Below are 22,661 nucleotides of genomic sequence, written 5' to 3' on the forward strand. Positions count from 1 at the left end.
GAGGCCCGCTGTGCGGTCAGATCCTGCTCTCCGTGGCCGTGTCCGACGACAGCCGCTGGGCGACGTAGATCGGGACCGCCGACAGCACGACGAGCACGGCCGCCACCACGTTCACGACCGGGGCCTGCTGGGGACGGGTCATGTTGTCGAAGATCCAGATCGGCAGGGTCTCGATGCCGGGACCGGCCGTGAACGTCGTGACCACGATCTCGTCGAAGGAGAGCGCGAACGCGAGCAGCGCGCCCGCGAACAGCGCCGAGCGCACCAGCGGGAACGTGACGTCGACGAAGGCGCGGAAGCTGTCGGCGCCCAGGTCCATCGCCGCCTCCTCGTACGAGCCGGAGGTACGGCGCAGCCGCGCGACGACGTTGTTGAAGACCACGACGATGCAGAAGGTGGCATGGCCGACGATCACCGTGAACAGGCCGAGACCGACCCCGAGCGGTTCCAGGACCGTGCTGAACGCCGAGTTGAGCGCGATTCCGGTGACGATGCCGGGCAGCGCGATCGGCAGCACGACCACGAAGGAGAGGGCGTCGCGGCCGAAGAAGCGGTGCCGGGCCACCGCGAACGCGATCAGCGTGCCGAGCACCAGCGCGATCGCCGTGGCGCCGAGACCCGCCTTCACCGAGACCCACAGCGCGCTGCGGGCCCCCGTGTTCTCCCAGGCCACCGACCACCAGTGGACGGTCCACCCGGGCGGCGGCCAGCTCGCGCTGCGGTCCGGGTTGAAGGAGTTGACCAGGACGAGGGCGAGCGGGACGTAGATCACCGCGAAGCCGAGGCCGGCGGCGACGCGCAGCGCGATGCGCGTGGAGCGGGACAGTTGCATGACGGGGTACCCCTGCTGGAGGCTGCGGAGTTCTAGAGGCTGCTGAGCGCGCCCGTGCGGCGCATCGCCAGCAGGTACAGCACGATGACCAGCACCGGAACCGTGCCCAGCGCGGCGGCCATGGGCAGGTTGAGCTCGATGTTGGAGTAGACGAGATTGCCGATCAGCTGGGTCTTGCCGCCGACGATCTGCACGGTGATGTAGTCGCCGAGGCTGAGCGAGAAGGTGAAGACCGAGCCGGCGGCCACGGACGGGAGCACCATCGGCAGCACGACCGAGCGGAAGGTGCGGCCGGGGCGCGCTCCCAGGTCGGCGGAGGCGTCCAGGAGGCCCGTGGGAAGCTGTTCGAGCGCCGTGTGGATCGGCAGGATCATGTACGGCAGCCAGAGGTAGGTCAGCGTGATGACGGCCGCCGGGAGTCCGAACCCGGGTCCGCTCAGCCCGAACGGCCCGAGCATCCAGTCGGCGAGCCCGCCCTGGGACAGGATCAGCCGCCACGCGTACACCTTGACCAGGTAACTCGCCCACAGCGGGGTGAGGATCGCGACCACCAGCAGCGGGCGGTACCGGGGCCGCGCGACGCGTGCGGTGTAGAAGGCGACGGGAAAGGCGATCAGCGCGCACAGGACGGTGACCGCGAGGGCCACTCCGATGCTGCGCAGGACCACCTGCCGGAAGACGGGCGTGGTCACCAGCGCCTGGAAGTTGTCCGTGGACCAGACCTTCACCACCTCGGAGGTGAAGGAGTCGGTCGTCCAGAAGGCGGAGACGAACAGCACGCCGAGCGAGCCGAGGTAGAGCACGGCCAGCCACAGCAGGGGCGCGGTCAGCAGCAGGGACAGCCGCAGCCGCGGGCGGCGGTGCAGCAGCCCGGCGAGCCGCCGGACGGGGGTCCGTCCGGCGGCCGGCAGGGTGGCGGTCATGGTCGTGTCCTCAGCCCTTGATCTCGGTCCAGGCCTGGACCCACTGGGCGTACGGCACGCACTTGACGTCCGTACGGCCGTCGAGGCACTGCTGGATGGGGGTGTTCCAGAAGGCGACGTTCTTCCAGTAGGCCGTGTCGGCCGCGTGGTAGGTGGTGCAGAAGTTCTTGTCGCTGGTCTCCTCGCACGCCTTGGCGTTGGACGGTGCCTCGCCGAAGTACTCGGCGACCTGGGCGTTGACCTTCGGCGAGATGATCCAGTTCATCCACTGGTAGGCGCAGTTGGGGTGCTTGGCCTTGGCCGAGAGCATCCAGGTGTCGGACCAGCCGGTCGAACCCTCCTTGGGCACGAAGGCCTTGACCTTGGCGCCCTCGCTCTGCGTGAGGTTGGCGATGACCTGCCAGGTGGTGCCGACCACGGAGTCGCCGCTCTTGAAGGCGGACACCTCCTTGAGGTAGTCGCCCCAGTACTCGCCCACGTTCGCGTTCTGCTGCTTGAGCAGGGCGACGGCGGCGTCGAACTGCTTCTGGTCGAGCGCGTACGGGTTCTTGATCTTCAGTTCGGGCTTGGTGGCCTTCAGGTAGAGCGCCGCGTCGGCGATGTAGATCGGGGAGTCGTACGCGGTGACGTGGCCCTTGTACTTCGACGCGTCGTCGAAGACGGCGGACCAGGACGTCGGCGCGGGCTTGACCTTCTCCGTGTTGTACATCAGCAGGTTGGCGCCCCGGCCGTGCGGGATGCCGTAGGCCTTGCCCTGGACGGAGTTCCACGCCTGGAGCTTCAGATCGCCGAAGACGTCCTTGTAGTTCGGTACGAGGTCGGTGTTGACCGGTGCCGCGTCGCCGGAGGCGATCAGCCGCAGGGAGGCGTCGCCGGAGGCGGAGACGGCGTCGTACTCGCCGGTCTTCATCAGCTTGACCATCTCGTCGGAGCTGGCCGCGACCTTCGAGTGAACCTGACAGCCCGTCTGCTTCTCGAAGTCGCTGACCCAGTTCACCTTGGGGTCGTTGGAACCGTCCTCGACATAGCCGGCCCAGGCGACGAGGTTGACCTGCCCCTCGGACGTGCCCAGCTTCGACTGCGCCTTCAGGTCGGGCGGGTTGAGGCCGGTGGACGAGGAGGAGCCACCCGAGCCGGACGAGCCGCAGGCGGTGGCCGCGAGCAGCACCGCGGCAGCGGCGGTGGCTTTCAGGGTGGCGACGGTGAGACGCACGACGTTCTCCATACGTGACGGTGGGGACTGGTGCGGGGGGTCAGCGGGCGTCGGGGACCTGGACGGCGTGGCGGCGGTGCCACTGGAGGCGCACCCGGGTGCCGCGGTAGGCGGCGACGTCCTCGGAGGAGGTCTCCAGGTTCTGCTGGAGCGCGGTGAGACGGCCGCCCGCGTCGAGGTCGACGAGGAAGCGGGTGGCGTCTCCCAGGTAGACCACTTCGGCGACGGTGCCGGTGGCGGTGGCGTGCTCCGGCTCGTCCGCGTCGGCGGACTCCTTCAGGACCCGGATCTTCTCGGGCCTGATGCTGTACGTGCCCGCGGTGCCGACGACCCGCTCGGCCGCCGCGCCCTGGAGCAGGTTCGAGGTGCCGACGAACGCGGCGACGAACGCGGTGGCGGGGCGCTCGTAGATCTCGGCGGGGGCGCCGACCTGTTCGATGCGGCCCTGGTTGAAGACGGCGATGCGGTCGCTCATCGTCAGGGCCTCCTCCTGGTCGTGGGTGACGAACACGAAGGTGATCCCGACCTCGCGCTGGATCGCCTTGAGTTCGACCTGCATCTGCTCGCGCAGCTTGAGGTCGAGGGCGCCGAGCGGCTCGTCGAGGAGCAGCAGACGGGGGCGGCCGACGAGGGCGCGGGCGAGGGCGACCCGCTGCCGCTGGCCTCCGGAGAGCTGTCCGGGCCGCCGCTCGCCGAAGGCTTCGAGGCGTACGCCGGCGAGCGCCTCGCGGGCCCGGGCGAGCCGCTCGGCCTTGGGCACCTTGCGGACCTTGAGGCCGTAGGCGACGTTCTGCTCGACGGTCATGTGCGGGAAGAGCGCGTAGTCCTGGAAGACGGTGTGCACGTCCCGCTCGAAGGGCGCGAGGCCGGTGACGTCCTGGCCCGCCAGCTCGATGGCGCCGGACGTGGGGCTCTCGAAGCCCGCGATCATGCGCAGGACGGTGGTCTTGCCGGAGCCGGACGGGCCGAGCATCGAGAAGAACTCCCCGTCGGCTATCTCGAGGTCGACCCCGGCCACCGCGGTCGCGTCACCGAACTCCTTCCGCAGCGCGTGCAGCCGGATCGCACTTCCCTCCATGGACGGGAACCTTTCTGGTGCGCTCTTCCGTTCTTGTCTCTGGATCGAAAAGATATGAACTCATAGTTCAAATCTCAAGACCCCCTTAAGGTAAAGGTTGAGTCAACACACAAGGTGGTGGCCGTGAAGCACAACTGGGGCGGCGGGGCCCGGAGAGCCGTCTTCTCTCCGGTGGACACCCGCGCGCGCGTGGAGACGGTCGTCCGCCGCCTCGGCGACGCCATCGAACTGGGGCTGCTCGCCGACGGGGAGCAACTGCCCGGCGAGAGCGAGCTGGCCGGACAGCTCGGTGTGTCCACCGTGACCCTGCGGGAGGCGCTCATGGCGCTGCGGCAGCAGGGTCTGGTCACCACCCGGCGGGGACGCGGCGGCGGCAGCTTCGTCTCGCTGCCCGCGGACCCGGCCGAGGAGCGGATCAGACAGCGGCTGGCCGACTGGAGCACGGAGCAGCTGCGCGATCTCGGCGACCACTGGGCGGCCGTCTCCGGCGCCGCCGCCCGGCTCGCCGCCCAGCGCACCGGGCCGGACGACCTCCAGCCGCTGCGGCGCACCCTGGAGGAGTTCGCGGCGGCCGAGGACGCGGCGGCGCGCAGCCGGGTCTACGGCCGGTTCCATGTGGAGCTGGCGGCGGCGGCCCAGTCCGCCCGGCTCACCCGGGAGCAGGTCGCGCTGCAGACGGAGGTCGGGGCGCTGCTGTGCCTCGTCCTCGGGGACGACACCTATCGCGAAGAGGTGGCGGACCGTCACCGCTCGGTGATCTCCGCGGTGCAGGACGGGGCGCACGATGCGGCCGGGGAACTGGCCGAGCGGTGTGTCCGGGAATCGACGGCACGGCTCATCGCGCTGCGCCTCGCCCTGTGAGGACGCGCCGGTATCCGGTCATGCGCGCGGGAGGGCGCCGATGAGCACGAACCCCGCTCCGCTCGCCCTGCCGGACGCGAAGACGACGGCCTCGGCCGACCCGGCGCCTCCGGCCGGATCGCCCACCGAGGGGCCCGACGCCGCCGCGGCGCCGGGGCGGGCACGACCGGACGCCTGGCGGGGGCTGCCGCCGGTCCCGTGCTGCGGGATCACGCTCGTCCTCGTCGTGGACCGCCGAGCCGGGCGGGGCGCGGCGGGCCCCGGCGCCGTCGGTGACCTGAACACCGACGGAGCCGGGGCGATGGGGAGGGGCTTAGAGCTCCGCGGGCACCACGCTGAGGTGGCCCGCCGTGCGCCGGGGGCGGTGCGGCCCCCGTCCGACGGGCGCCGGACGGCGCGCCTCGCGCAGCACCAGCGTCAGTTTCGAGTAGCCCATGGCCTGCAGGGTCCTGGGCGCCTCCCCCACCACCCGGCAGTCGCCGCCCCAGCGCGGGTCGGGGTGCAGCAGCGGGCGCACGGCCCCGTCGAGCTCCACGGCGTGCGGGCCGGCCGTGCGGATCCAGTGCGGCAGGCCCTGCCGGTAGGCGGCGTCCATGATCGGGTCCTGGGCGATGTCCCGGCGGATGGCCTGGAGCCCGTGGTCGTGGCCGTGCCGCTCCATCGCTGCCGCGAAGTGCGCCAGCATCGGCAGGCACCAACTCGACTCGTGCTCACCGAGGATCGTGGCCGCGTCCGGGTGGAACAGCACGAACCGCAGGAAGTTGTCACCGGGCATGGCCGTCGGGTGCGGTCCCACTCCGCCGAAGAGGGTCTCGAACGCGGTGTTGGCGAGGACGACGTCCCAGCGGTGGTCGAAGACGACGGACGGAAAGGGGACGGCTTCCAGGAGCACGTCGTAGTCCCGCAGATACGCCCGTGCTTCCGGACTCTCGGGGACGGGCCGCGGCTGCGGCCGCTGCCCTCCTGCCTGAAACGCCATCGGGAGGTCACCCCTCTTGCCCTTGCGGCCTTCGCGCGGCGTCCCGATCCTGCTGCCCCGGATCCAGGTGTGTCAACTATCGTGGCATTCGAGGTCGGTTGACGGCCGAATCTCGCCACAGTTGTGGCGAGACCTGGATGTGAGTTCGAGGAAACAGCTAATCTCCGGTTGGTTCCGGACGACCATGAGAACGCTGTGCGAAGAGACGTAGGAGATCTGTCGGTGACGGATGGCTTCGAGGTTCCGGGCGCCACGGCGACGGGTCTGCTGCCGGCCGTCGTGTCCCGTGTCACCGCCCTCGCCGACCGGGTGGGTGTGCCGCACGAGGAGATCTTCGACGCCGCGCGCCTGTCGGTCGCCTCCGGCGTCCCGGAGCCGGTGGTGAAGGCCCTGCTGAGCGGCGTGCCCGCCAGGGAGCCGGATCTTCAGACACGCTTTCTGCAACGGCTCGACCTGCTGCGCCGCACCCGGCTCAAGCCCAACGGCCGCAAGTACACCCAGCAGGAGATCGCCGACGGCGCGGGTATGTCCCGCCAGCAGGCGGGCGCCCTCATCAACGGCGACCGGCGCCCCACCATGGAGCACTGCGACGCCATTCAGCGCTTCTTCAGAGTGCACGCCGGGTTCCTCACGGCCGAGGACCCCGAGGCACTCGCGAACGCCCTCCAGCGCTCGGAGCAGGAGCTCCTCCAGCAACTCGCCGACCGCGAGCGCGCGGCGGCCGACACCGCCGACGATCCGCTGGAGCGCCTGCTGCAGGACCACGGCGTCCGCGGCATCGCCTGGCGGGCGGCCCAGCTGCCCACCGACCAGCACCGCGACAAGGTCGCCGAGTGGCTGGACATGCTCCTGGAGAGCGTCAAGCGGCCTGAGTCCTGATCCGGGGGAGAACCGTGGGCATCGGAAGGAAAATGCGCCGCCTGTGCGGCGAGTTGGTGGCGGAGCTCTCGCTCCCGGCACCGGCGGCACCCGCCGACCTCTACACCGCGCTGTGCGCGGGCATGAGCAGGCGCCGGGGCCGTCCCGTCCAGTTCCGCATGGCCGCCTTCCCGCCCGGCACCGCGAGCGGTCTCTGGCTCGACATGGCCGACCAGGACCTCGTGGTCGTCGAGGAACGCACCGCACCCGACCACCAGTTGGTGATCCTCGGCCACGAACTGTGGCACATGAACGCCGGCCACCAGGGCCACCCCGTGGAGGGGGCCACGGTCGCGGCGCGCCTGCTGAGCGACAGCATCGATCTCCAGGCGACCGTCCGCAACGTCGCCGCCCGTACGCACTTCGACCTCGCGGACGAGCAAGCGGCCGAGAGCTTCGGCCTGCTGCTGGCCAGCAAGTGCCGTACGTGGCTGGCCGGTTCGTCGCTGCGCGCACCCGTCCAGCGGGACGGCCTGGCGGGCCGGATCGAGGCGTCGCTCGGCTACCGCGGACCTCAGGTCCGCTGAGCGGCCCGGGACACCGACACGATGGACGGACCGAGCTACTACATACCCGCCACCGCGACGGCGGTCGCCCTGGCGTTCAAGTCGCCGTCGCTCCTGCGCTCCTGGCGCGACCCGCTGGTGCGCTCCGTGTGCACGCTGCTCGCCCTGGCGGGGGCCGTGTTCTTCTTCGCGGCGCCGCCGACGATCGTGAAGGTCAACGGCCTCACCGGCCTCACCAATGTCTCGGCCCCCCTGGTGTACTCCCTGCTGAGCGCGTTCAGCGCGGCCTGCCTGGTGCTCGCCGTCAACTGGCGGGGCGGGCCGCCCGCCGTCACCCGCGGCCTCACCCGGCGGATCACCGCCGCATACGGCGTGGTGACCGCCGCCCTGGTCGTGCTGTTCGCCCTGGGCGACACGCCGGTGGAGCGGCTGCGCGACTTCGACACCTACTACGCCCGGACCCCGTTCATCCGCGAGATGATCGTGCTCTACCTGGCGGCCATGGCCGTGGGGGGCCTCGCGATGACCGTGCTGTGCTGGCGGTGGGCGCTGCAGGTCCACGGCTGGCTCCGGGCCGGGCTGCTGATCATCGTGACCGGCTATATGTTCAACCTGGCTTATCTGGCGGCCAAGTTCACGGCCGTGATCGCCCGCTGGAACGGCGGGAACCTCGACGACCTCAGCACCTATGCCGCACCCACGCTCGCCTCCATCGGCGGACAGATCAGCGCCGTGGGCTTCTGTCTGCCGCTCGCCTGCCGACGCGTCGGGGACCAGTGGACCACCTGGTCGACCTATCGCCGGCTGGGACCGCTGTGGCGCGAGCTGAGGCCGGTGTCGGCCCATACCGGCCGCGAGGGGCGCATCGCCTGGTGGTCGTCGGTGGAACTCCAGGTCACCCGGCGGGAGTCCGACATCCACGACGGCATGCTGAGCCTGTCCCCCTACTTCGATCCCGATGTCCGCGCACACGCCTACGACGCTGCCGTGGCCGCGGGTTCCGACCCGGTCCAGGCCCGGGCGGAGGCCGACGCGGCGATGGTCGCGGCGGCGGTACGGGCCAGGACCGAGGACCCGGAGGGCCGGGTCCTCAGCGCGGCCAAGACCCCCGCCGGGCCCCACGACGGCCCGCGTGACCTCGTGCGCACGTCCCTGGCGCTGCGCAGGTCGCCGGTCGTCGCGGCCGTCCGGGGCACGGCCGGAGTGCGGCTTTCATGACCGACACGCCGACCGGCCGAGAACGCATCAGCCGTGCCCGGAACCTGACCGGGCCCGCTCTCCGCGGAGAGTACGCATCAGGCCGACCGCAGACGCATGGGGGTGCCACGTGAAGACGTACCTGGATCTGCACCGCGAGTTCTCCGCCGGTATCGAGGCGGAGCTCAAGGCCGCGCTCGACCGGAATGGCGGGGCCGCGCCCGCCGTGAGCGACGCGGTCGACCGGCTTCTGCGCCACCAGCCGATGAAATACCCGCTGTCGGTGCTGCCGCTGCTGGTGCACGGCGCCGAGACCGGTTCCCCGGCACCGGCCCTGCCGCTGTCCGCCGTGCACATCCTGTGGTGGACGTCGGCCTGCTACCTCGACGACCTGGCCGACGGACAGGGCACGGCCCCTCCCGCCGGCCTCGGACCGCACGAGGCGCTGCTGGCGGCCATCGTCACCGGGCAACTGCTCCCGCTCCGGGTCCTGGAGTCGCCCGGGGTCCCGGCCGCCGTCCGGCCCGCGTTGACGGCCGAACTGCTGGCGGGCGGGATGACGGCCGCCGAAGGACAGATGGACGACATGCGCAAGAGCACCGGGGCGGCGAGCCGGAGCACGGTCCTCGCGGCCTACCGGGGAAAGTCCGGCGCTCCCTTTGCCATGATCACGGCGATGGCCGCGACACTGTCCGGGGCGCGGGAGGAACGCACCGCCCGCTGGCGGGAGTTCGGCGATGTCTTCGGCATTCTGTGGCAGATCTTCAACGACTACGAGGACCTCGCCTCGGGCCGCCACGAGGACCTGCTGAACGGCACGCTGACCTATACGCTGGCCTGCGCCCTGGAGGAGGAGACCCCCGAAGCGCGGCAGCGGATCCTGGACCTGCGCGCCGGCGCCCGGACGTCCGCCGAGGCCCGGTCGGACCTCGCCGCTCTGCTCCTTGGCCCGTCCGTCCTGGCCTCCTGCGAGAAGGACATCGGGGAGTTCCGCGACACGGCGTACCGGATCCTGGACGAGCTGGGGGGCGACGAGGCGTACGTGTCCGTCCTGCACGGGCTCGTGGACCAGACGTCCCGCCTGCGCCCGTGAGCGGACCGCACCGTCACCGCCCATCCGGCGGGCGCGCCCGGGGGCCTGATTCCGGCCGGGCCTGTTCGCGGCGGACCCGGCGCCGGCGGCGGATGTCCTTGACGACGCGGGTCCGCAGGGCGCGGGAGAGCCGGGCCAGGTCACCCGTCGTGGGCGGCGGCCCCGGGGGCTCCTGGCCGGTCCCGGGCTCGTCGCCGACGACGCCGTACGCGTCGACGGCGGCGACGAGCATCGCCGCCTCGGCGATGATGTCGGCGTCCTGCGCGCCCGCTCCCTGGGCGAGGGCGGCGGCGTGCGCCTCGTCCCATATCCGGTGGTCGAAGTGGCCCCGGCAGGCCACGATGCGGTCGGAGATATAGGTCTGACGCTGCGTCAGACGTAGCCGGAACTCGGGAGTCCACCAGGGCAGGGGCAGCAGGGCGAGGCCGGGGGCGCCGGGGACCGCGCTCAGAGTGCGGGCGAGCGGGCCGAGCTGCCAGTACCGGACGGCGTCCTCGCTGCGGCGTCCGACGAGCGGGAGGATGAAACCGACGGCGACGAGGACGGCGCTGGGCTGGCCCATGCTGGGCGCGACCCCGGTGGCCAGGACGTCCCCGTCGTACCCCGTCCAGCGAGCGCCGATCGCCACGAGCTTGGCCGCGTCGTAGCCGGCGTAGTGCATCAGATAGCCCAGAGCGAGGGCGCGCAGGCCGATCCGCATGGTGCCGTGCACATCCCGCGACCAGCGCCAGCACAGTCGGCTGCAGACGTAGGAGGCCAGGCCGTGGGCGACGAGGTACAGCAGGATCATCTCGCGGATGTAGGGCGTGCGGGCGTAGTACACATCGAAGTCGGTGCGCCGTTCCACGGGTGCGTCGCCGAGCACGTACAGGGTGATGATCAGTGTCCATACGAGCAGGTGCAGCGCGATGATCCACCGGGACAGGCGCCGGGTGTGGGCCTTGTCGGGGCCGCCGCGCCAGTTCAGGACGAGCACGACCGACGCCCCGGAGAAGCCCGTGAGCGCGCAGTAGACCAGCGGGGCGGAGAAGTTGGACACCCCGGTGGTCCGGTTGACCAGGATGATCGTCTGAGGGGCGGAGGTGAACAGGACCCCGGCTCCGACCAGGAGCAGGGCGCAGATCGAGGACAGCAGCCAGTCCCGGCCACGGGCGCGGACCAGGGCGGGCAACTTGAGCAGGCAGGCCAGGAGCAGCAGCCCGCCGGCGACGTAGAAGCCGAGGTTGGCCTTCATCCTGCGGCGACCCCGGCTGGTGGGGTCGGACCGGGTGCCGCCTGGGTGCGCGAGGTCATGTCCGCCGGCTCTCCGGCCTGCCGCCCGCGGGGAGCGTGCCGGCGGCGATGAGGGTGTGGACGGCCTGGGAGATCCGCACGAGGTCGCCCAGGTCGCCGTCGAGTGCGGTGGGGACGGACGCGCCGGGCCGGGGATCGTCCGAAGTGCCGGACCGGGTGGCGGCGACCACCATGGCGGCGGCACCGACGGCCTCGGCCTCCGGGGCGCTCGCGCCGGCCGAGATCGCCCTGTGGTAGGCCTGCTTGCGGACACGGTCGTCGAAGCGGGGTACGAGGCGGGTGATGCCGTCGCGGATCCCGGTCTCCCGCTGGGTGAGCCGGAGGTCGATGTCGCCCAGCGACCGCCAGGACAGCGGCACCCAGTACCGCTTGTCGGCGGGGTCGACCAGGAGTGTGAACAGCGGTCGGAGCCGGGCGTAGGCGGTGACGCTCTCGACACGCGGACCGATCAGCGGCAGGGCGTAGCCGACGGTGACGAGGACCGCCGCGACGGCGGCCACCCAGGGAGCGAGGTCGGTGCTCAGGCTGTCCCAGTGCCGTCCTGTCCAACGGCCGGCCACGGCGGCCAGTTTGACCACCCCGAAGACACCGTTGAGCAGCCAGCCCAGCACGAGGACGGAGAGGCCCCGGCGGGTCCAGCCGGTCACCTTCCGCGACCAGCGCCAGCACAGCGTCGTCGTGGCGAACGCCGCGATCAGGTGGGCCAGCAGATACAGGGTGATCATCTCGGCGAGGCCGGGGGTGGTGGCGTAGTAGGTGTCCAGGTCGGTCCGGCGTTCCACGGGGGCGTCGCCCACCGCGAACAGCACCCACAGGGCGACGATGGCGGCGGCGTAGCCGGTCAGCCACCGGCGGGCCACCCGGCGTACGTACTCCGGCTCGCCGCCGCGCCAGTAGACGATCACGACGAGGCAGGCGGCGCTGAAGGCGGTCAGCACGGTGTAGACCAGCGGTGCGGCGATGTTCGGGATCCCCGTCGCGTGGTTGACGGCGGCGACGCTGGCCGGAGCGGAGAGGGTGAAGGAGACACCGGCCGCGAGCACGACCGCGCACAGCGACACGAGCGCGGGGTCGCGCCGGCTGTGCAGCAGCCTGGGAATCCGGATGGCGAGGCCGCTCCACAGGAGCAGGGCCGTCAGGTAGTAGATCCGACCGTCCACGGCTCAGCCCCAGAGACCTCTGCCCAGCGAGTCCTCGATGCGTCCGGCCACCTGGCCGAGGTCGGCGCGCCAATGCGTCCTGCGGAAGGTGCGCAGGTCGGTGCCCAGCCGCAGACCGAACATCTCGGCCTCCGCCTCGTGCCGGTCGTCGAAGCCGGTGCGGGCGGCGACGCCGAGCTGGGACGCGCCGAGCCCGCCGAGCTGTGCGTCGTGGGAGGCGAGGAGCCGGCGGACGACGTCGTCGACCGCCCCGGCGTGGAAGCTGTGCGCCCGCGCGGCGGCCCGGCCCGCCGGGGTGTGGGCTCCGCAGTGTCCCTCGAACATGTGCCAGATCTCATGGCCCAGGATGACGTGCTCGTGCTCGCTGTTGGTCGTGTCGTCCCGGACGGCGACGATGTCCATGTCCTCGAGGTCGAGCCACAGTCCGCTCGCCGTGCCGGGCGGGAAGGCGGTCCGCTTCAGCACCACGGGACGACCGCGCAGACCGGTGAGGATGCCGCCGAGCGCCGTGAATATCTCGTCGTCGTCACCCGGCGAGGCCCGGCCGAGGCGGGTGAGCAGTCCGGCGCTGAGTTCCTTCATCCTCTTCTCGCGCCTGGTCTTCACGTCGTCACTCCCCGTCCTTCGACGTCGGTGCCCGAAGCCGCCCGGCGGTGACCGGTCCGCACAGCCGGTGGAACATCCAGATCGCCACAGTAGTCACTTCTCCGTGGTCCTCGACGGGCCTCTGGCACAGAGGCCTGAAGACAACGGTGAGCATGCCGGACAAACCACGATCTGCCGCCCCGTCATGGCGCGCCGGTCAACTCGGCCGCGTCCGGCCGAGATCGGTGTCCGGCAGCCGCATCAGACAGACGAACCGGCCGACTTGCGGACGCGTCCACGGCCCGCCTCCCCTGCTCCGGCCACCGACACGAGGGACGCCCGGATGTCCCCGCCCCTCAGCGGAGAACCGCTGCCCCCAAAGGATTTCGGAACGTTCCGGCTCCGCTGAGCGGGCGAACTCTCGGCTTCGGCCGCGGGATTGTCAGTGGTGGACGGCAAGCTGGGGGTGCGCCACCGCTGCGCGCGGCGACCGCCCGCGTACGGGGCGCGCACCGTGCGTGTACCGCCGCGCGCCCTGCCGGGCCGCGCGGCCGACCCGGGGAGAGCCGACCGATGCCGACCGCCGTACTGACCGACCGCCAACGCGCCGCCGTGCAGGCCTATCTGCGCCTCCTGAACACCGTACGAGCGGCGTTCGACGGGCCGCCGGATCCCCGCCGACCACCCGTGGTCCCGACCGCCGCCCTGGCCGAGGCGGACCGGGCCCTGGCGGAGGCGGGACTCACGGGCACCGAGGAGGAGTTCTTCCGCCTGTGCGGGCGATGGTGTCCGTGAGCGGGGCCCTCCGGGCCACCACCAGGGCCGGGGCCGGTCCGCCAGGCCCTGGACCGCGCCCCCGCCCCGCCCCCGTCCTTCAGGAGCGCTCCCCGCTCTGGGGTCGGGGTACGGCGATGGCCGTCGCGGCCAGCCCCCGCTGTGCCGTCCACCGGCCGTCGAAGGTCTCGATGCGGTGGCCGTCGACCACCGGCCCCGGGACCAGCAGCCGCGCCCGGAAGCGGCCGGAGACACCGGGCGCGGCACCCGGGTCGATCTCTATCTCGGCCTGGTGGAAATCCAGCCACTTTCCGGTCAGGGGGAACCACGCCTTGTAGACGGACTCCTTGGCGCTGAACAGCAGCCGGTCCCAGTGGACGGACGGGTGGCTGCGGGCGAGGGCCCGCAGCCACGTCTGCTCGGTGGGCAGCGCCACCACCTCCAGGACCCCCTCCGGCAGCCGCTCGTGCGGTTCCGCGTCGATACCGACCGAGACCAGCTCGCCGACGTGCACCAACGCGGCGGCGCAGTAGCCCTCGCAGTGGGTCATGCTGCCGATCAGCCCGTCCGGCCAGCGCGGGGCGCCGCGCTCGCCGGGCAGAATGGGCCCGGGCGGCACACCGAGCTTCTCCATGGCCTGTCGCGCACAACCCCGCGCGGCCCGGAACTCCCGCCGCCGCTTCTCGACGGCCCGCGTCACGACCGCCTCTTCCTCCGGGTAGAGGAGGACGCCGTCGCCGAGCGCGTCACGTCCGTGTGCCTCCACGACCGCGACCGAACCCGGGAGCAGCTCCTCGATCACCTGCTGGGACCTCCATCGGCAGAATACGGCGCAGCCGTCCGGGCGGTGTCGCGCGCGGGCGCCATTCGCGGGGATAGCCCACCGACACCTCTTCGAAGCGCACGCCCTCGTGGTGGGTGGTGCGTGGAATGTGCAGATGACCGTAGACCATGCAGGCGACCCGGAACCGGCGGTGCCAGTCGGCGGTCAGCCCGGTGCCGCACCACATGGCGAACTCGGGGTGGCGCAGGATGTCGATGGGGTGCCGGTCCAGGGGGTAGTGGTTCACCAGCACGGTGGGAAGGTCGTCGGGGATCTCCTGGAGCCTGCGCTCGGTCTCGGCCACCCTGACCCGGCACCACGCCTCGCGGCTCGGGTAGGGGTCGGGGTGCAGCAGATACTCGTCGGTGCACACGATCCCGGTGCTGTGGGCGTACGCGAGCCCCTGCTCCTTGGTCGTACAGCCCTGCGGCAGGAACGAGTAGTCGTAGAGCAGGAAGAGCGGCGCCACGGCCACCGGGCCGCCCGGTCCCCGCCAGACCGGGTAGGGGTCCTCGGGTGTGGTCACCCCCAGCTCCCGGCACATGGCGATCAGGTGGTCGTAGCGCTCGACGCCGCGCAGGGTGACGGTGTCCCGCTGGTGGGTCCACAGCTCGTGGTTGCCCGGCGCCCAGATCACCTTGCGGAAGCGGCCGGCGAGCAGTTCCAGGGCCCAGCGGATGTCGGCGACGGTTTCGGCCACGTCGCCGGCGACGAGGAGCCAGTCCTCGTCCGTCGTGGGCTGCATGCGCTCGACGAGGGCGCGGTTCTCGGCGTATCCGATGTGCAGGTCGCTGATGGCGAGCAGCTGTCCACGGCCGTCCGTCGACTCCACCCTCGCCCCTTTCGAGAACCGAACAGGAACACAAGACCACATCGGCCCGCCGGGGGACAAGAGCGACCCGCGCAGGATGCCGGTACGGGCCGGGAAACGGCCGGATTTCCCCTGTCCACAGGCCCACGAGCCGTCGTTGCCCACCGCCCCGCACACCGACGTCGCCAGGCGCCGGCGCACACGCCGAACCGCCCCTGCCGCACGGCCGGGAGAGGGGAGGAATCCGTAACACGGACGTAAGCGCTGGGAGGGTCCGGGAGGGCCTATGATCGCCCCAACACCTCCGCCACGAACGCGTTCACGCATACGGCGGTTCGGTGCATCTCCCCCTCCCCTGGCCGGGCACGGCCTGCTCCGCCCTGCCCGCGCACCGTGAAAGGCGGCCCGCATGGTCTCTCGCGTACGCGTCTGGCTCAACCGCACGTACGCGGAGAACGTGTTCTTCATGGATCAGCTGCGGAGAAACCCCGGCGACCGGGCCGTCGAGATCCATGCCACGCACGGCGACCCCGACTCGCCCGTCCTGGCCGCCGCGGACACCGCCGACCTGGAGCCGGAGGGCCTGTCCCCGGCCGGGTATGTGGAGTACGCGCTCGACCAGTGCGTGCGCCGCGGCATCGACGTGTTCGTGCCGCGTCTGCACCAGGAGGCGATCGTCGCGCATCGCGCCGAGTTCAAGGCGGTCGGTACGGCGCTGCTGGCGCCGCCCGCCGAGGCGGTCGCGGTCTTCCGGGACAAGGTGACGGCGTATCAGGCCGTGCAGTCGATCGGGATTCCGGTGCCGCCGTGGTGGCGGGTGACGAACGAAAGCGAACTCCTCACTGCTGTCGAGAAGTTGGAGGCCGACGGCCACAAGGCGTGCTTCAAGCCGGCGGTGGGCGCGGGCGGGGTGGGCTTCCGTGTCATCACACGTGCCCCGTTCTCGATGGTGCACCTGAGCGGGTTCCCGGGCCCCCACGTGCCGCTGGACCTGGTCGTCCGGGCGGTACGCGAGGCCGAGGAGCCCGTCGACTGGCTGGTGATGCCGCGTCTGGAGCAGCCGGAGGTGTCGGTCGACTGCCTGACCGGGCCCGACAACCTGATCCGCATGGCGGTGGCCCGCACCAAGCACGGGCGCCGCCGGGGCTTCACGCTGCACGAGCGGTGGCTGGAGCCGGCCACGCTGCTCGCGGAGGGGTTCGGGCTGCACTACCTGTCCAACATCCAGTTCCGGATGTACGGCGGGGAGCCGGTGCTCCTGGACGTCAACACCCGCCCGGCGGGCGGGCTGCACCAACTGTCGCTGTGCGGCGTCAACGCCCCTTGGGCGGCCGTGCAGTTGGCGCTCGGCGAGGACCCGGGCCGGGTGGTGCCGCCGTTCCTGGGCACGGACTACACGGTGGTGTCGGGGCCACGGCCGGTCCGCTCGGTCTCGCTGCCGCAGCAGCGGGTGGACGAGTCGGCGCACACGCCGGTGCCGCCCGCCGCCGTACCGGTCGACTCGGTCGAGGTCGGCACGGCGCAGGCCCTGCCTCTGTAGCCGCCTGGCGCGCGTTTCCCCCACGCCGGGTCCGGCGTGGGGTGCGTCCGCCCCCGTACCGGCTCAGGTTTCGTCCGCCCCGGTACTCCCCAGCCCCTTGACACCAGGATTGGTCCATACCAACTTGGTGGCGCACCCTTCTGCACTTCCTGCCCTCCCGAACCCCCCATCGCCTTCAGGGAGATCGCGTGCGCACACTCCTCAGACGCTCCAGACGCGCCTTCTTCGCTCTCATCGGCTCCGCCGCCCTGGCGCTGGGCGGGGCGGTCGCCCTCCCCGGAACCGCCCAGGCGGCCAACATCCTGCCCAACCCCGGCTTCGAGTCGGGCCTGTCCCCCTGGTCCTGCACCGGCAACCTCGGCTCGGTCGTCTCCAGCCCCGTCCACGGCGGCGCCAACGCGCTTGCGGGCGCGGCGAGTTCGAGCGACAACGCACAGTGCGGCCAGACCGTCTCGGTCCAGCCCAACACGACGTACACCCTCAGCGGCTGGGTCCGCGGCAGCTACGTCTACCTCGGCGTGGACGGCGGCGCCTCGACCTGGACCACGTCCCCGTCGGCGTACAGCCAGCTGTCCGTCTCCTTCACCACGGGCACCTCGCAGACCAGCGCCATGATCTACGTCCACGGCTGGTACGGGCAGGGCACGTACTACGCCGACGACATCAGCCTGGACGGACCCGGCGGCGGCGGTGGCGGCTCCGACACCCAGGCACCGACCACACCCACCGGCCTGGCCTCCACCGGCAAGACCTCCTCCAGCGTGTCGCTGAAGTGGAACGCCTCGACGGACAACGTCGGTGTGACGGCGTACGACATCTACCGCGGCGCCAGCCAGGTGCTGAGTGTCTCCGATACGTCCGCGACGGTCAGCGGTCTGTCGCCCAGCACGAGCTACACCTTCAGCGTGAAGGCGCGGGACGCGGCCGGGAACACCTCCGCGGCCTCCGGCTCCGTGACGGTCACCACGGACGCGGGCAGCGGCGGCGGCACCGGCTTCAAGCAGGCCGCGCCGTATCTGTACGAGGGCTGGGGCGACCCGCCGAACCCGAGCACGGTGATGAGCGCGACCGGCATCAAGTGGTTCACGATGGCGTTCGTGCTCGACTCGGGCGGCTGCACCCCCGCCTGGGACGGCAGCCGCCCGCTGACCGGCAGCGCCGACCAGACCGCCATCAACCAGATCCGCTCCGCGGGCGGTGACATCGTGCCGTCCTTCGGCGGCTGGTCGGGCAGCAAGCTCGGGGCCAACTGCTCCTCCGCGAGCGCGCTCGCCGGAGCCCTGCAGAAGGTGATCGACGCCTACTCCCTGAAGGCGATCGACATGGACATCGAGAACACGGACGAGTTCGAGAACGAGGCCGTGCAGGCGAGGATCCTGACCGCCCTGAAGACGGTCAAGGCCAACAACCCCGGCCTGAGGACCATCGTCACCTTCGGCACCTCGACGACCGGCCCGACCTACTACGGCAACCGGCTCATCGAGCAGGCCCAGTCGATCGGCGCCGACATCGACGTCTTCACCATCATGCCGTTCGACTTCGGCGGCGGCTCGGACATGTACGGCAACACGGTGAACGCGGCCGAGGGCCTGAAGGCCAAGCTGAAGTCGACCTTCGGCTGGGACGACGCGACGGCCTACGCGCACATCGGCATCTCCGGTATGAACGGCCTGTCCGACCAGCAGGAGAACACCACCCCGGCGATCTGGACCCAGATCCGCGACTGGTCGAACTCCCACCACATCGCGCGGCTCGCCTACTGGGCGGTCAACCGCGACCGGCCGTGCGCGGGCGGCGGCGTGGTGAGCAACTGCTCCGGTATCAGCCAGAGCAACTGGCAGTTCACGTCCATCACCGCCGGGTTCACCGGCTGAGCACGCGGGTGGGGTGGGGGCGCCCGAGCGCGGGGCACCCCCTCCCTTCCTCTTCTGGCGGGATCACATGAGGTAGCCGAGGCCGGGGTGGACCGCGGTGTAGCCGTCGACGAGCCGCCGGGCGACGTTGACGGAGTCGACGAGCGGGTGGAGTGCGAACGCCTTCACCGCCGTCGCGCGGGAGCCGGACTCGGCGGCGGACAGCACCTCGCGCTCGACCGCCTTGACCGAACAGACCAGGCCGGTGGCGTGGCCGGGCAGCGGGCCGACCGCGACGGGGTGCGCTCCGTTCGCGTCCACCAGGCAGGGGACCTCGATGACCGCCTCGGCGTCCAGCACGGACAGGGTGCCGCGGTTGCGCACATTGAGGATCAGGGTGGTGCGCTCGTCGCGGGCGATGCCCCGCATCAGGGCGAGGGCCACCTTCTCGTAGCCGCCGGAGAGGTCGTCCGCCTCGCGTTCGCCCGCGCCCGCCGTCTCCCGGTTCTCGGCCATGTACGTGGCCTCGCGCTCGGCCCGGGTGCGATCCCAGGTCTCGAGGGCCGCGGCGTCCGGGCGCCTCATCTCCTCGTAGAAGCGGGCCTGCTGGTCGCGCAGGAAGGCGCCGCGGGTCTGCTCGGCCTGGCGGTACGCGCGGACGGCCTCACGGTTGAAGTAGTAGTAGTGCAGATACTCGTTCGGGATCGCGCCCAGCGACCGCAGCCACTCGGCGCCGAACAGCCTGCCCTCCTCGAACGAGCCGAGCAGGCCGGGGTCGGCGAGCAGCCGCGGCAGGTGGTCACGGCCCGCGACGCGCAGCCCGCGAACCCAGCCGAGGTGGTTGAGGCCGACGTAGTCGACGAAGGTCTCGCGCGGGTTCGCGACGCCGAGCACGCGGGCGATACGGCGGCCGAGCCCGACCGGCGAGTCGCAGATGCCGATGACGCGGTCGCCGAGGTGGCGGGACATGGCCTCGGTGACCAGGCCCGCCGGGTTGGTGAAGTTGACGACCCAGGCGTCGGGCGCGAGCCGGGCCACCCGCCGCGCGATGTCGACGGCGACGGGCACGGTCCGCAGACCGTAGGCGATGCCGCCCGCGCCGACCGTCTCCTGGCCGAGCACGCCCTCCGCGAGCGCCACCCGCTCGTCGTTCGCACGTCCCTCCAGGCCGCCGACGCGGATCGCGGAGAAGACGAAGTCGGCGCCGCGCAGCGCCTCGTCGAGGTCGGTCGTGGCGGTCACCTCGGGCGCGTCCGGCACGCCCGCGGCCTGCTCGGCCAGCACCCGTGTCACCGCGGACAGCCGCCCGGCGTCGAGGTCGTGCAGCACCACACGGGTGACCCGGCCCTCGGCGCGGTCCCCGAGGAGCGCCCCGTACACGAGCGGCACCCGGAACCCGCCACCGCCCAGAATCGTCAGCCTCACGCCTCCGCCTCTCCCACCGCGACCACCTCGACGCCCGCCCACCCGAGGGATGACGGGGTCGCCGGATCGGCCGGTGCGTTCGTCACCACTCGTCATCTTCGATCATTTCTCTGCGTGGTGCTGCACGACTACGGCCCCATCGCACTGGGCGGCGCACCATCGCACCCGCCGTTTCCGTACGAGGGCGCACACACGCCCACCACTGGGCCGCCATCGAGTGCACCCCGGGCCTTCAGGGCGGCTTCATCCGGGAGTTCTGGGACCACGGCAGTATCCAGCGCGTGAGCAACGGAAGACCCGCCGGGCGCGCTGGTGCCGGGCTGTACGGCAACGGTGTCGCCGCGCCCGGCCACCGCTGGGCGTACGGCGGTGACTTCGGGGACCTCCCGGACGACGGCGCGTTCCGCGCGGACGGCATGGTCGTTGCGGACCGCACGCCCCCTCCGGCGAGGTACGAGCACCAGGAGACCGCGGCACCGGTCCGTCTGGAGTGCTTCCGGCACGAGGGCGTCGTCCTGCGCAATCACCAGTGCTTCCGGGGCCTGGACTGGCTGACCGCCGCATGGGAGCTGTCGCTCGCCGACGGCCCCACGCTCACGGCTCCGGCCGAGCTGCCGCGCCTCGTCCCGGGCGAGTCGGCGGCCGTACGGCTGCCGTTCGCGCTGCCCAAGCGGGGCGGCGAGGCCTGGCTGACCCTGCGCGTGCGCACGGCGCACGACGAGCCGTGGGCACCCCGCGGCACCGTGGTGTGCGTGCCGCGGGTGCGGCTGCGCGGACCCGCGGCGGAGGACATCGACACCGCCCGCCGGGGCCTCGACACGGCCTCCTGCGGCCCTGACACCTCTGCCTCCTCACTGATCCCGCCGGGTGTCCATCACTGGAGCTGGACCCTGCGCACCCTCTGACCCACCGACCTTCACGGATCCCACGGAGTAGATGTGTGCACTTCGCACGAGCCGGGGCAGACCCCTGCCCAGGAAACCCCGCAGGCCGGGGCCGGCCGACGCAGCTTCCTGCGCGCCACCGCGCTGCTGGGCGCGGCGGCCACCACCAGTGTCGCCCTGCCGACGGCCGCCGAGGCGGCCCCCGCGAGCGGCGGGCGGTGGCGGCCCGATCCGGACAGCCGCCGCTTCACGCTCGCGGTCATGCCGGACACCCAGTACCTCTTCGACGGACCGAGCATCGACCCGGCGCCCGTCGAGGCCTCGCTCCGGTACCTCCTGGAGCACGGCCGGGACGAGAACGTCGTGTTCCTGTCCCACCTCGGCGACCTCACGCAGAACGGCGCCAAGGAGGAGTGCGCGGCGATCGGTGACGCGTTCCGGCTGCTCGACCGGCGGGGCGTCGGCTACAGCGTCCTCGCGGGCAACCACGATGTGCGGTCGTCGACCGACGACCAGCGCGGCCCGACGCCGTACCTCGACACCTTCGGACCGGACCGCTTCCGGAGCCACTCCACGTTCGGGGGCGCGTCCCCCGACGGCTACAACACCTTCCATCTGTTCCGGGCCGCCGGGCGGGAGTGGATGGTGCTGGCCCTGGACTGGCGGCTGTCGACGAACGGGTACGCCTGGGCCGAGGACGTCCTCGCCCGGCACCCGCGGACACCGGTGATCCTCACCACGCACGAGCTGGTCGTCGAGGACGACACGCTGTCCTCGTACGGCCGGCAGCTGTGGGACCGGCTGATCGAGGACCACGACCAGATCTTCCTGACCCTCAACGGCCACTACTGGCCGGCCGGCCGCGCCACGCGCAAGAACGCGGCGGGCCACGATGTCCACCTCCACCTGACGAACTATCAGAACCGCTACTTCGGCGGCGCGGCGATGATCCGCCTGTACCACTTCGACCTCGACCGGAACGTCATCGACGTGGAGACGGTCTCCCCGTGGATCCTCGGCCGGGCCGCCCAGGGCCTGAACCTGCTGGAGCGGGAGGAGATGGAGCTGAGCGGTGACGCCGACCGGTTCTCGGTCGCCCTCGACTTCGAGGAGCGGTTCGCGGGCTTCGCCCCCGTCCCGGCGCGTCCGTCGCGGCCGGTGTCGAAGATGCTCGTCCCCGGCACGGTGGCGTACTGGCGCTTCGACGGACACGACGACCGGGCCGCCGTCACCGGCACGGTCCGCGACCTGTCCGGGCGCGGCAACGACCTCACGCCGGTCACGGTGAACGGCGGCTCGCTGACCTGGTCGTCGGACCACCACCCCGACCAGCCGGGCCACGGCAGCCTGGAGTTCCAGGGCTACAAGTCGCCGCTGACGGGCGCGTACCTGCGTACGGTCGACCGGGCGCCGCTCAACTCCGAGACGTTCACCTCCGGTTACACCATCGAGGCCTTCTACCGCCTCCCCGCGGACTGGGACGCCGCGCACCACGCCTGGTCCGGGCTCGTCAGCCGCACCGGCACGGGCGGCGCGGCGGGCAAGACCGCCGACGACCCCGACGAGCCGCTGGCCACGCTGTCGCTGTCCGACGGCCCCGGACCGCAGTGGGCGGTACGGCCGCTCAACCAGGAGGGCATCGCCACCAACTGGGGCGATGAGACGGCACGCGAGAGGTGGTGGCATGTGGCCGTGGTCAACGACGGCCGGCACACCACGCTCTACGTCGAGGGCTGCCCGGTGGCCCGCAACCCGAAGGCCGCCGCCGTCGGCCTGAGCACGGTCGGACTGCCGTGGCTCCTGGGCGGCTACGAGTACGCGGGAAGGATCGACCAGATCCTGCACGGCCGCCTCGGCGACGTGCGGATCGTCGCCCGCGCGCTGCCCGTCACCTCCTTCATGAACCACTGAGC

Annotated in this window: 21 protein-coding genes and 1 pseudogene; 10 read left to right on the forward strand and 12 right to left on the reverse strand. The window is 71.8% G+C overall.

Annotated elements, in window-relative coordinates:
- Window positions 1-16: 16 nt before the first annotated feature.
- From ACWD5Q_RS16210 to ACWD5Q_RS16225, 4 genes are read right to left on the reverse strand one after another with little or no spacing between them, the layout of a single operon-like run.
- Entirely contained in the window at window positions 17-832 is an 816-nt protein-coding gene (locus tag ACWD5Q_RS16210; RefSeq protein ID WP_451427631.1) for an ABC transporter permease, read from the reverse strand.
- A 32-nt stretch (window positions 833-864) separates the two neighbouring features.
- Window positions 865-1,755 carry an ABC transporter permease gene (locus ACWD5Q_RS16215; protein ID WP_451427632.1) on the reverse strand — a complete coding sequence of 297 codons (891 nt, stop codon included), beginning with the start codon at window positions 1,753-1,755 and terminating at the stop codon, window positions 865-867.
- Window positions 1,756-1,765: 10 nt separating this feature from the next.
- Window positions 1,766-2,980, reverse strand: coding sequence for an ABC transporter substrate-binding protein (locus ACWD5Q_RS16220; RefSeq protein ID WP_451427633.1), 1,215 nt, complete (start codon window positions 2,978-2,980; stop codon window positions 1,766-1,768).
- Window positions 2,981-3,008: 28 nt separating this feature from the next.
- Window positions 3,009-4,046: an ABC transporter ATP-binding protein gene (locus ACWD5Q_RS16225; RefSeq protein WP_451427634.1), complete on the reverse strand. Its 1,038-nt coding sequence runs from the start codon at window positions 4,044-4,046 to the stop codon at window positions 3,009-3,011.
- A 123-nt stretch (window positions 4,047-4,169) separates the two neighbouring features.
- Between ACWD5Q_RS16225 and ACWD5Q_RS16230 the strand changes: the two genes are divergently transcribed.
- Window positions 4,170-4,907 carry a FadR/GntR family transcriptional regulator gene (locus ACWD5Q_RS16230; protein WP_451427635.1) on the forward strand — a complete coding sequence of 246 codons (738 nt, stop codon included), beginning with the start codon at window positions 4,170-4,172 and terminating at the stop codon, window positions 4,905-4,907.
- Window positions 4,908-4,925: 18 nt separating this feature from the next.
- On the opposite strand, the gene ACWD5Q_RS16235 is transcribed toward ACWD5Q_RS16230, so the two are convergent.
- Together ACWD5Q_RS16235 and ACWD5Q_RS16240 are read right to left on the reverse strand one after the other, a co-directional pair.
- On the reverse strand, window positions 4,926-5,120 hold the full coding sequence (locus tag ACWD5Q_RS16235; protein WP_451427636.1) for a hypothetical protein: 195 nt from the start codon (window positions 5,118-5,120) through the stop codon (window positions 4,926-4,928).
- A 100-nt stretch (window positions 5,121-5,220) separates the two neighbouring features.
- Entirely contained in the window at window positions 5,221-5,886 is a 666-nt protein-coding gene (locus tag ACWD5Q_RS16240; RefSeq protein ID WP_451427637.1) for an MmyB family transcriptional regulator, read from the reverse strand.
- A 222-nt stretch (window positions 5,887-6,108) separates the two neighbouring features.
- Here ACWD5Q_RS16240 and ACWD5Q_RS16245 point away from each other — a divergent pair, with 222 nt between their 5' ends.
- The 4 genes from ACWD5Q_RS16245 to ACWD5Q_RS16260 all read left to right on the forward strand — a co-directional run bounded on the left by ACWD5Q_RS16245 (window position 6,109) and on the right by ACWD5Q_RS16260 (window position 9,600).
- Window positions 6,109-6,765: a helix-turn-helix domain-containing protein gene (locus ACWD5Q_RS16245; RefSeq protein WP_451427638.1), complete on the forward strand. Its 657-nt coding sequence runs from the start codon at window positions 6,109-6,111 to the stop codon at window positions 6,763-6,765.
- Window positions 6,766-6,797: 32 nt separating this feature from the next.
- A complete protein-coding gene (locus ACWD5Q_RS16250) occupies window positions 6,798-7,331 on the forward strand; it encodes a toxin-antitoxin system, toxin component (RefSeq protein ID WP_451427662.1) in 534 nt (177 codons plus the stop codon).
- 21 nt (window positions 7,332-7,352) lie between these two features.
- Entirely contained in the window at window positions 7,353-8,528 is a 1,176-nt protein-coding gene (locus tag ACWD5Q_RS16255; protein WP_451427639.1) for an MAB_1171c family putative transporter, read from the forward strand.
- Between the two features lie 109 nt (window positions 8,529-8,637).
- A complete protein-coding gene (locus ACWD5Q_RS16260) occupies window positions 8,638-9,600 on the forward strand; it encodes a polyprenyl synthetase family protein (protein ID WP_451427640.1) in 963 nt (320 codons plus the stop codon).
- A gap of 13 nt (window positions 9,601-9,613) precedes the next feature.
- Here the strand turns inward: ACWD5Q_RS16260 and ACWD5Q_RS16265 are convergent, their stop codons facing one another.
- The 3 genes from ACWD5Q_RS16265 to ACWD5Q_RS16275 are packed head-to-tail and all read right to left on the reverse strand — an operon-like array spanning window position 9,614 to window position 12,659.
- Window positions 9,614-10,834: a DUF6545 domain-containing protein gene (locus tag ACWD5Q_RS16265; RefSeq protein WP_451427641.1), complete on the reverse strand. Its 1,221-nt coding sequence runs from the start codon at window positions 10,832-10,834 to the stop codon at window positions 9,614-9,616.
- Between the two features lie 55 nt (window positions 10,835-10,889).
- The gene (locus tag ACWD5Q_RS16270) at window positions 10,890-12,053 is read right to left on the reverse strand and encodes an MAB_1171c family putative transporter (protein WP_451427642.1); all 1,164 of its coding nucleotides are present in this window, start codon (window positions 12,051-12,053) and stop codon (window positions 10,890-10,892) included.
- Between the two features lie 3 nt (window positions 12,054-12,056).
- On the reverse strand, window positions 12,057-12,659 hold the full coding sequence (locus tag ACWD5Q_RS16275; protein WP_451427643.1) for a toxin-antitoxin system, toxin component: 603 nt from the start codon (window positions 12,657-12,659) through the stop codon (window positions 12,057-12,059).
- Window positions 12,660-13,211: 552 nt separating this feature from the next.
- Here ACWD5Q_RS16275 and ACWD5Q_RS16280 point away from each other — a divergent pair.
- Window positions 13,212-13,433 carry a hypothetical protein gene (locus tag ACWD5Q_RS16280; RefSeq protein ID WP_451427644.1) on the forward strand — a complete coding sequence of 74 codons (222 nt, stop codon included), beginning with the start codon at window positions 13,212-13,214 and terminating at the stop codon, window positions 13,431-13,433.
- 79 nt (window positions 13,434-13,512) lie between these two features.
- On the opposite strand, the gene ACWD5Q_RS16285 is transcribed toward ACWD5Q_RS16280, so the two are convergent.
- Together ACWD5Q_RS16285 and ACWD5Q_RS16290 are read right to left on the reverse strand one after the other, a co-directional pair.
- Entirely contained in the window at window positions 13,513-14,214 is a 702-nt protein-coding gene (locus ACWD5Q_RS16285; RefSeq protein WP_451427645.1) for a 4'-phosphopantetheinyl transferase family protein, read from the reverse strand.
- The gene (locus ACWD5Q_RS16290) at window positions 14,159-15,067 is read right to left on the reverse strand and encodes a metallophosphoesterase family protein (protein WP_451427646.1); all 909 of its coding nucleotides are present in this window, start codon (window positions 15,065-15,067) and stop codon (window positions 14,159-14,161) included. The genes ACWD5Q_RS16285 and ACWD5Q_RS16290 overlap by 56 nt, the downstream gene beginning before the upstream one ends.
- Before the next feature lie 388 nt (window positions 15,068-15,455).
- Between ACWD5Q_RS16290 and ACWD5Q_RS16295 the strand changes: the two genes are divergently transcribed.
- Complete coding sequence (locus tag ACWD5Q_RS16295; RefSeq protein WP_451427647.1) at window positions 15,456-16,586, forward strand: ATP-grasp domain-containing protein; 1,131 nt, start codon at window positions 15,456-15,458, stop codon at window positions 16,584-16,586.
- Between the two features lie 188 nt (window positions 16,587-16,774).
- Complete coding sequence (locus ACWD5Q_RS16300; RefSeq protein ID WP_451427648.1) at window positions 16,775-18,460, forward strand: carbohydrate binding domain-containing protein; 1,686 nt, start codon at window positions 16,775-16,777, stop codon at window positions 18,458-18,460.
- A gap of 63 nt (window positions 18,461-18,523) precedes the next feature.
- On the opposite strand, the gene ACWD5Q_RS16305 is transcribed toward ACWD5Q_RS16300, so the two are convergent.
- Window positions 18,524-19,864 (reverse strand): 6-phospho-beta-glucosidase, encoded by a 1,341-nt coding sequence (locus tag ACWD5Q_RS16305; RefSeq protein ID WP_451427649.1) that lies wholly within the window; start codon window positions 19,862-19,864, stop codon window positions 18,524-18,526.
- A 188-nt stretch (window positions 19,865-20,052) separates the two neighbouring features.
- Here ACWD5Q_RS16305 and ACWD5Q_RS16310 point away from each other — a divergent pair.
- A pseudogene (locus ACWD5Q_RS16310) lies at window positions 20,053-20,637 on the forward strand (beta-galactosidase domain 4-containing protein); the annotation flags it as partial.
- Window positions 20,638-20,802: 165 nt separating this feature from the next.
- Window positions 20,803-22,659 carry a LamG-like jellyroll fold domain-containing protein gene (locus tag ACWD5Q_RS16315; protein ID WP_451427650.1) on the forward strand — a complete coding sequence of 619 codons (1,857 nt, stop codon included), beginning with the start codon at window positions 20,803-20,805 and terminating at the stop codon, window positions 22,657-22,659.
- The last annotated feature ends 2 nt before the right edge of the window (window positions 22,660-22,661 follow it).

The organism is Streptomyces sp. NPDC002513 (assembly GCF_053595355.1).

What these genes read in the sequence shown, in the direction of transcription:
- ACWD5Q_RS16215 (WP_451427632.1), bottom strand. Translation starts at nt 1,755, where the DNA reads ATGACCGCCACCCTGCCGGCCGCCGGACGGACCCCCGTCCGGCGGCTC.
- ACWD5Q_RS16280 (WP_451427644.1), top strand. Translation starts at nt 13,212, where the DNA reads ATGCCGACCGCCGTACTGACCGACCGCCAACGCGCCGCCGTGCAGGCC.
- ACWD5Q_RS16210 (WP_451427631.1), bottom strand. Translation starts at nt 832, where the DNA reads ATGCAACTGTCCCGCTCCACGCGCATCGCGCTGCGCGTCGCCGCCGGC.
- ACWD5Q_RS16250 (WP_451427662.1), top strand. Translation starts at nt 6,798, where the DNA reads ATGCGCCGCCTGTGCGGCGAGTTGGTGGCGGAGCTCTCGCTCCCGGCA.
- ACWD5Q_RS16255 (WP_451427639.1), top strand. Translation starts at nt 7,353, where the DNA reads ATGGACGGACCGAGCTACTACATACCCGCCACCGCGACGGCGGTCGCC.
- ACWD5Q_RS16295 (WP_451427647.1), top strand. Translation starts at nt 15,456, where the DNA reads ATGGTCTCTCGCGTACGCGTCTGGCTCAACCGCACGTACGCGGAGAAC.
- ACWD5Q_RS16225 (WP_451427634.1), bottom strand. Translation starts at nt 4,046, where the DNA reads ATGGAGGGAAGTGCGATCCGGCTGCACGCGCTGCGGAAGGAGTTCGGT.
- ACWD5Q_RS16220 (WP_451427633.1), bottom strand. Translation starts at nt 2,980, where the DNA reads ATGGAGAACGTCGTGCGTCTCACCGTCGCCACCCTGAAAGCCACCGCC.
- ACWD5Q_RS16240 (WP_451427637.1), bottom strand. Translation starts at nt 5,886, where the DNA reads ATGGCGTTTCAGGCAGGAGGGCAGCGGCCGCAGCCGCGGCCCGTCCCC.
- ACWD5Q_RS16265 (WP_451427641.1), bottom strand. Translation starts at nt 10,834, where the DNA reads ATGAAGGCCAACCTCGGCTTCTACGTCGCCGGCGGGCTGCTGCTCCTG.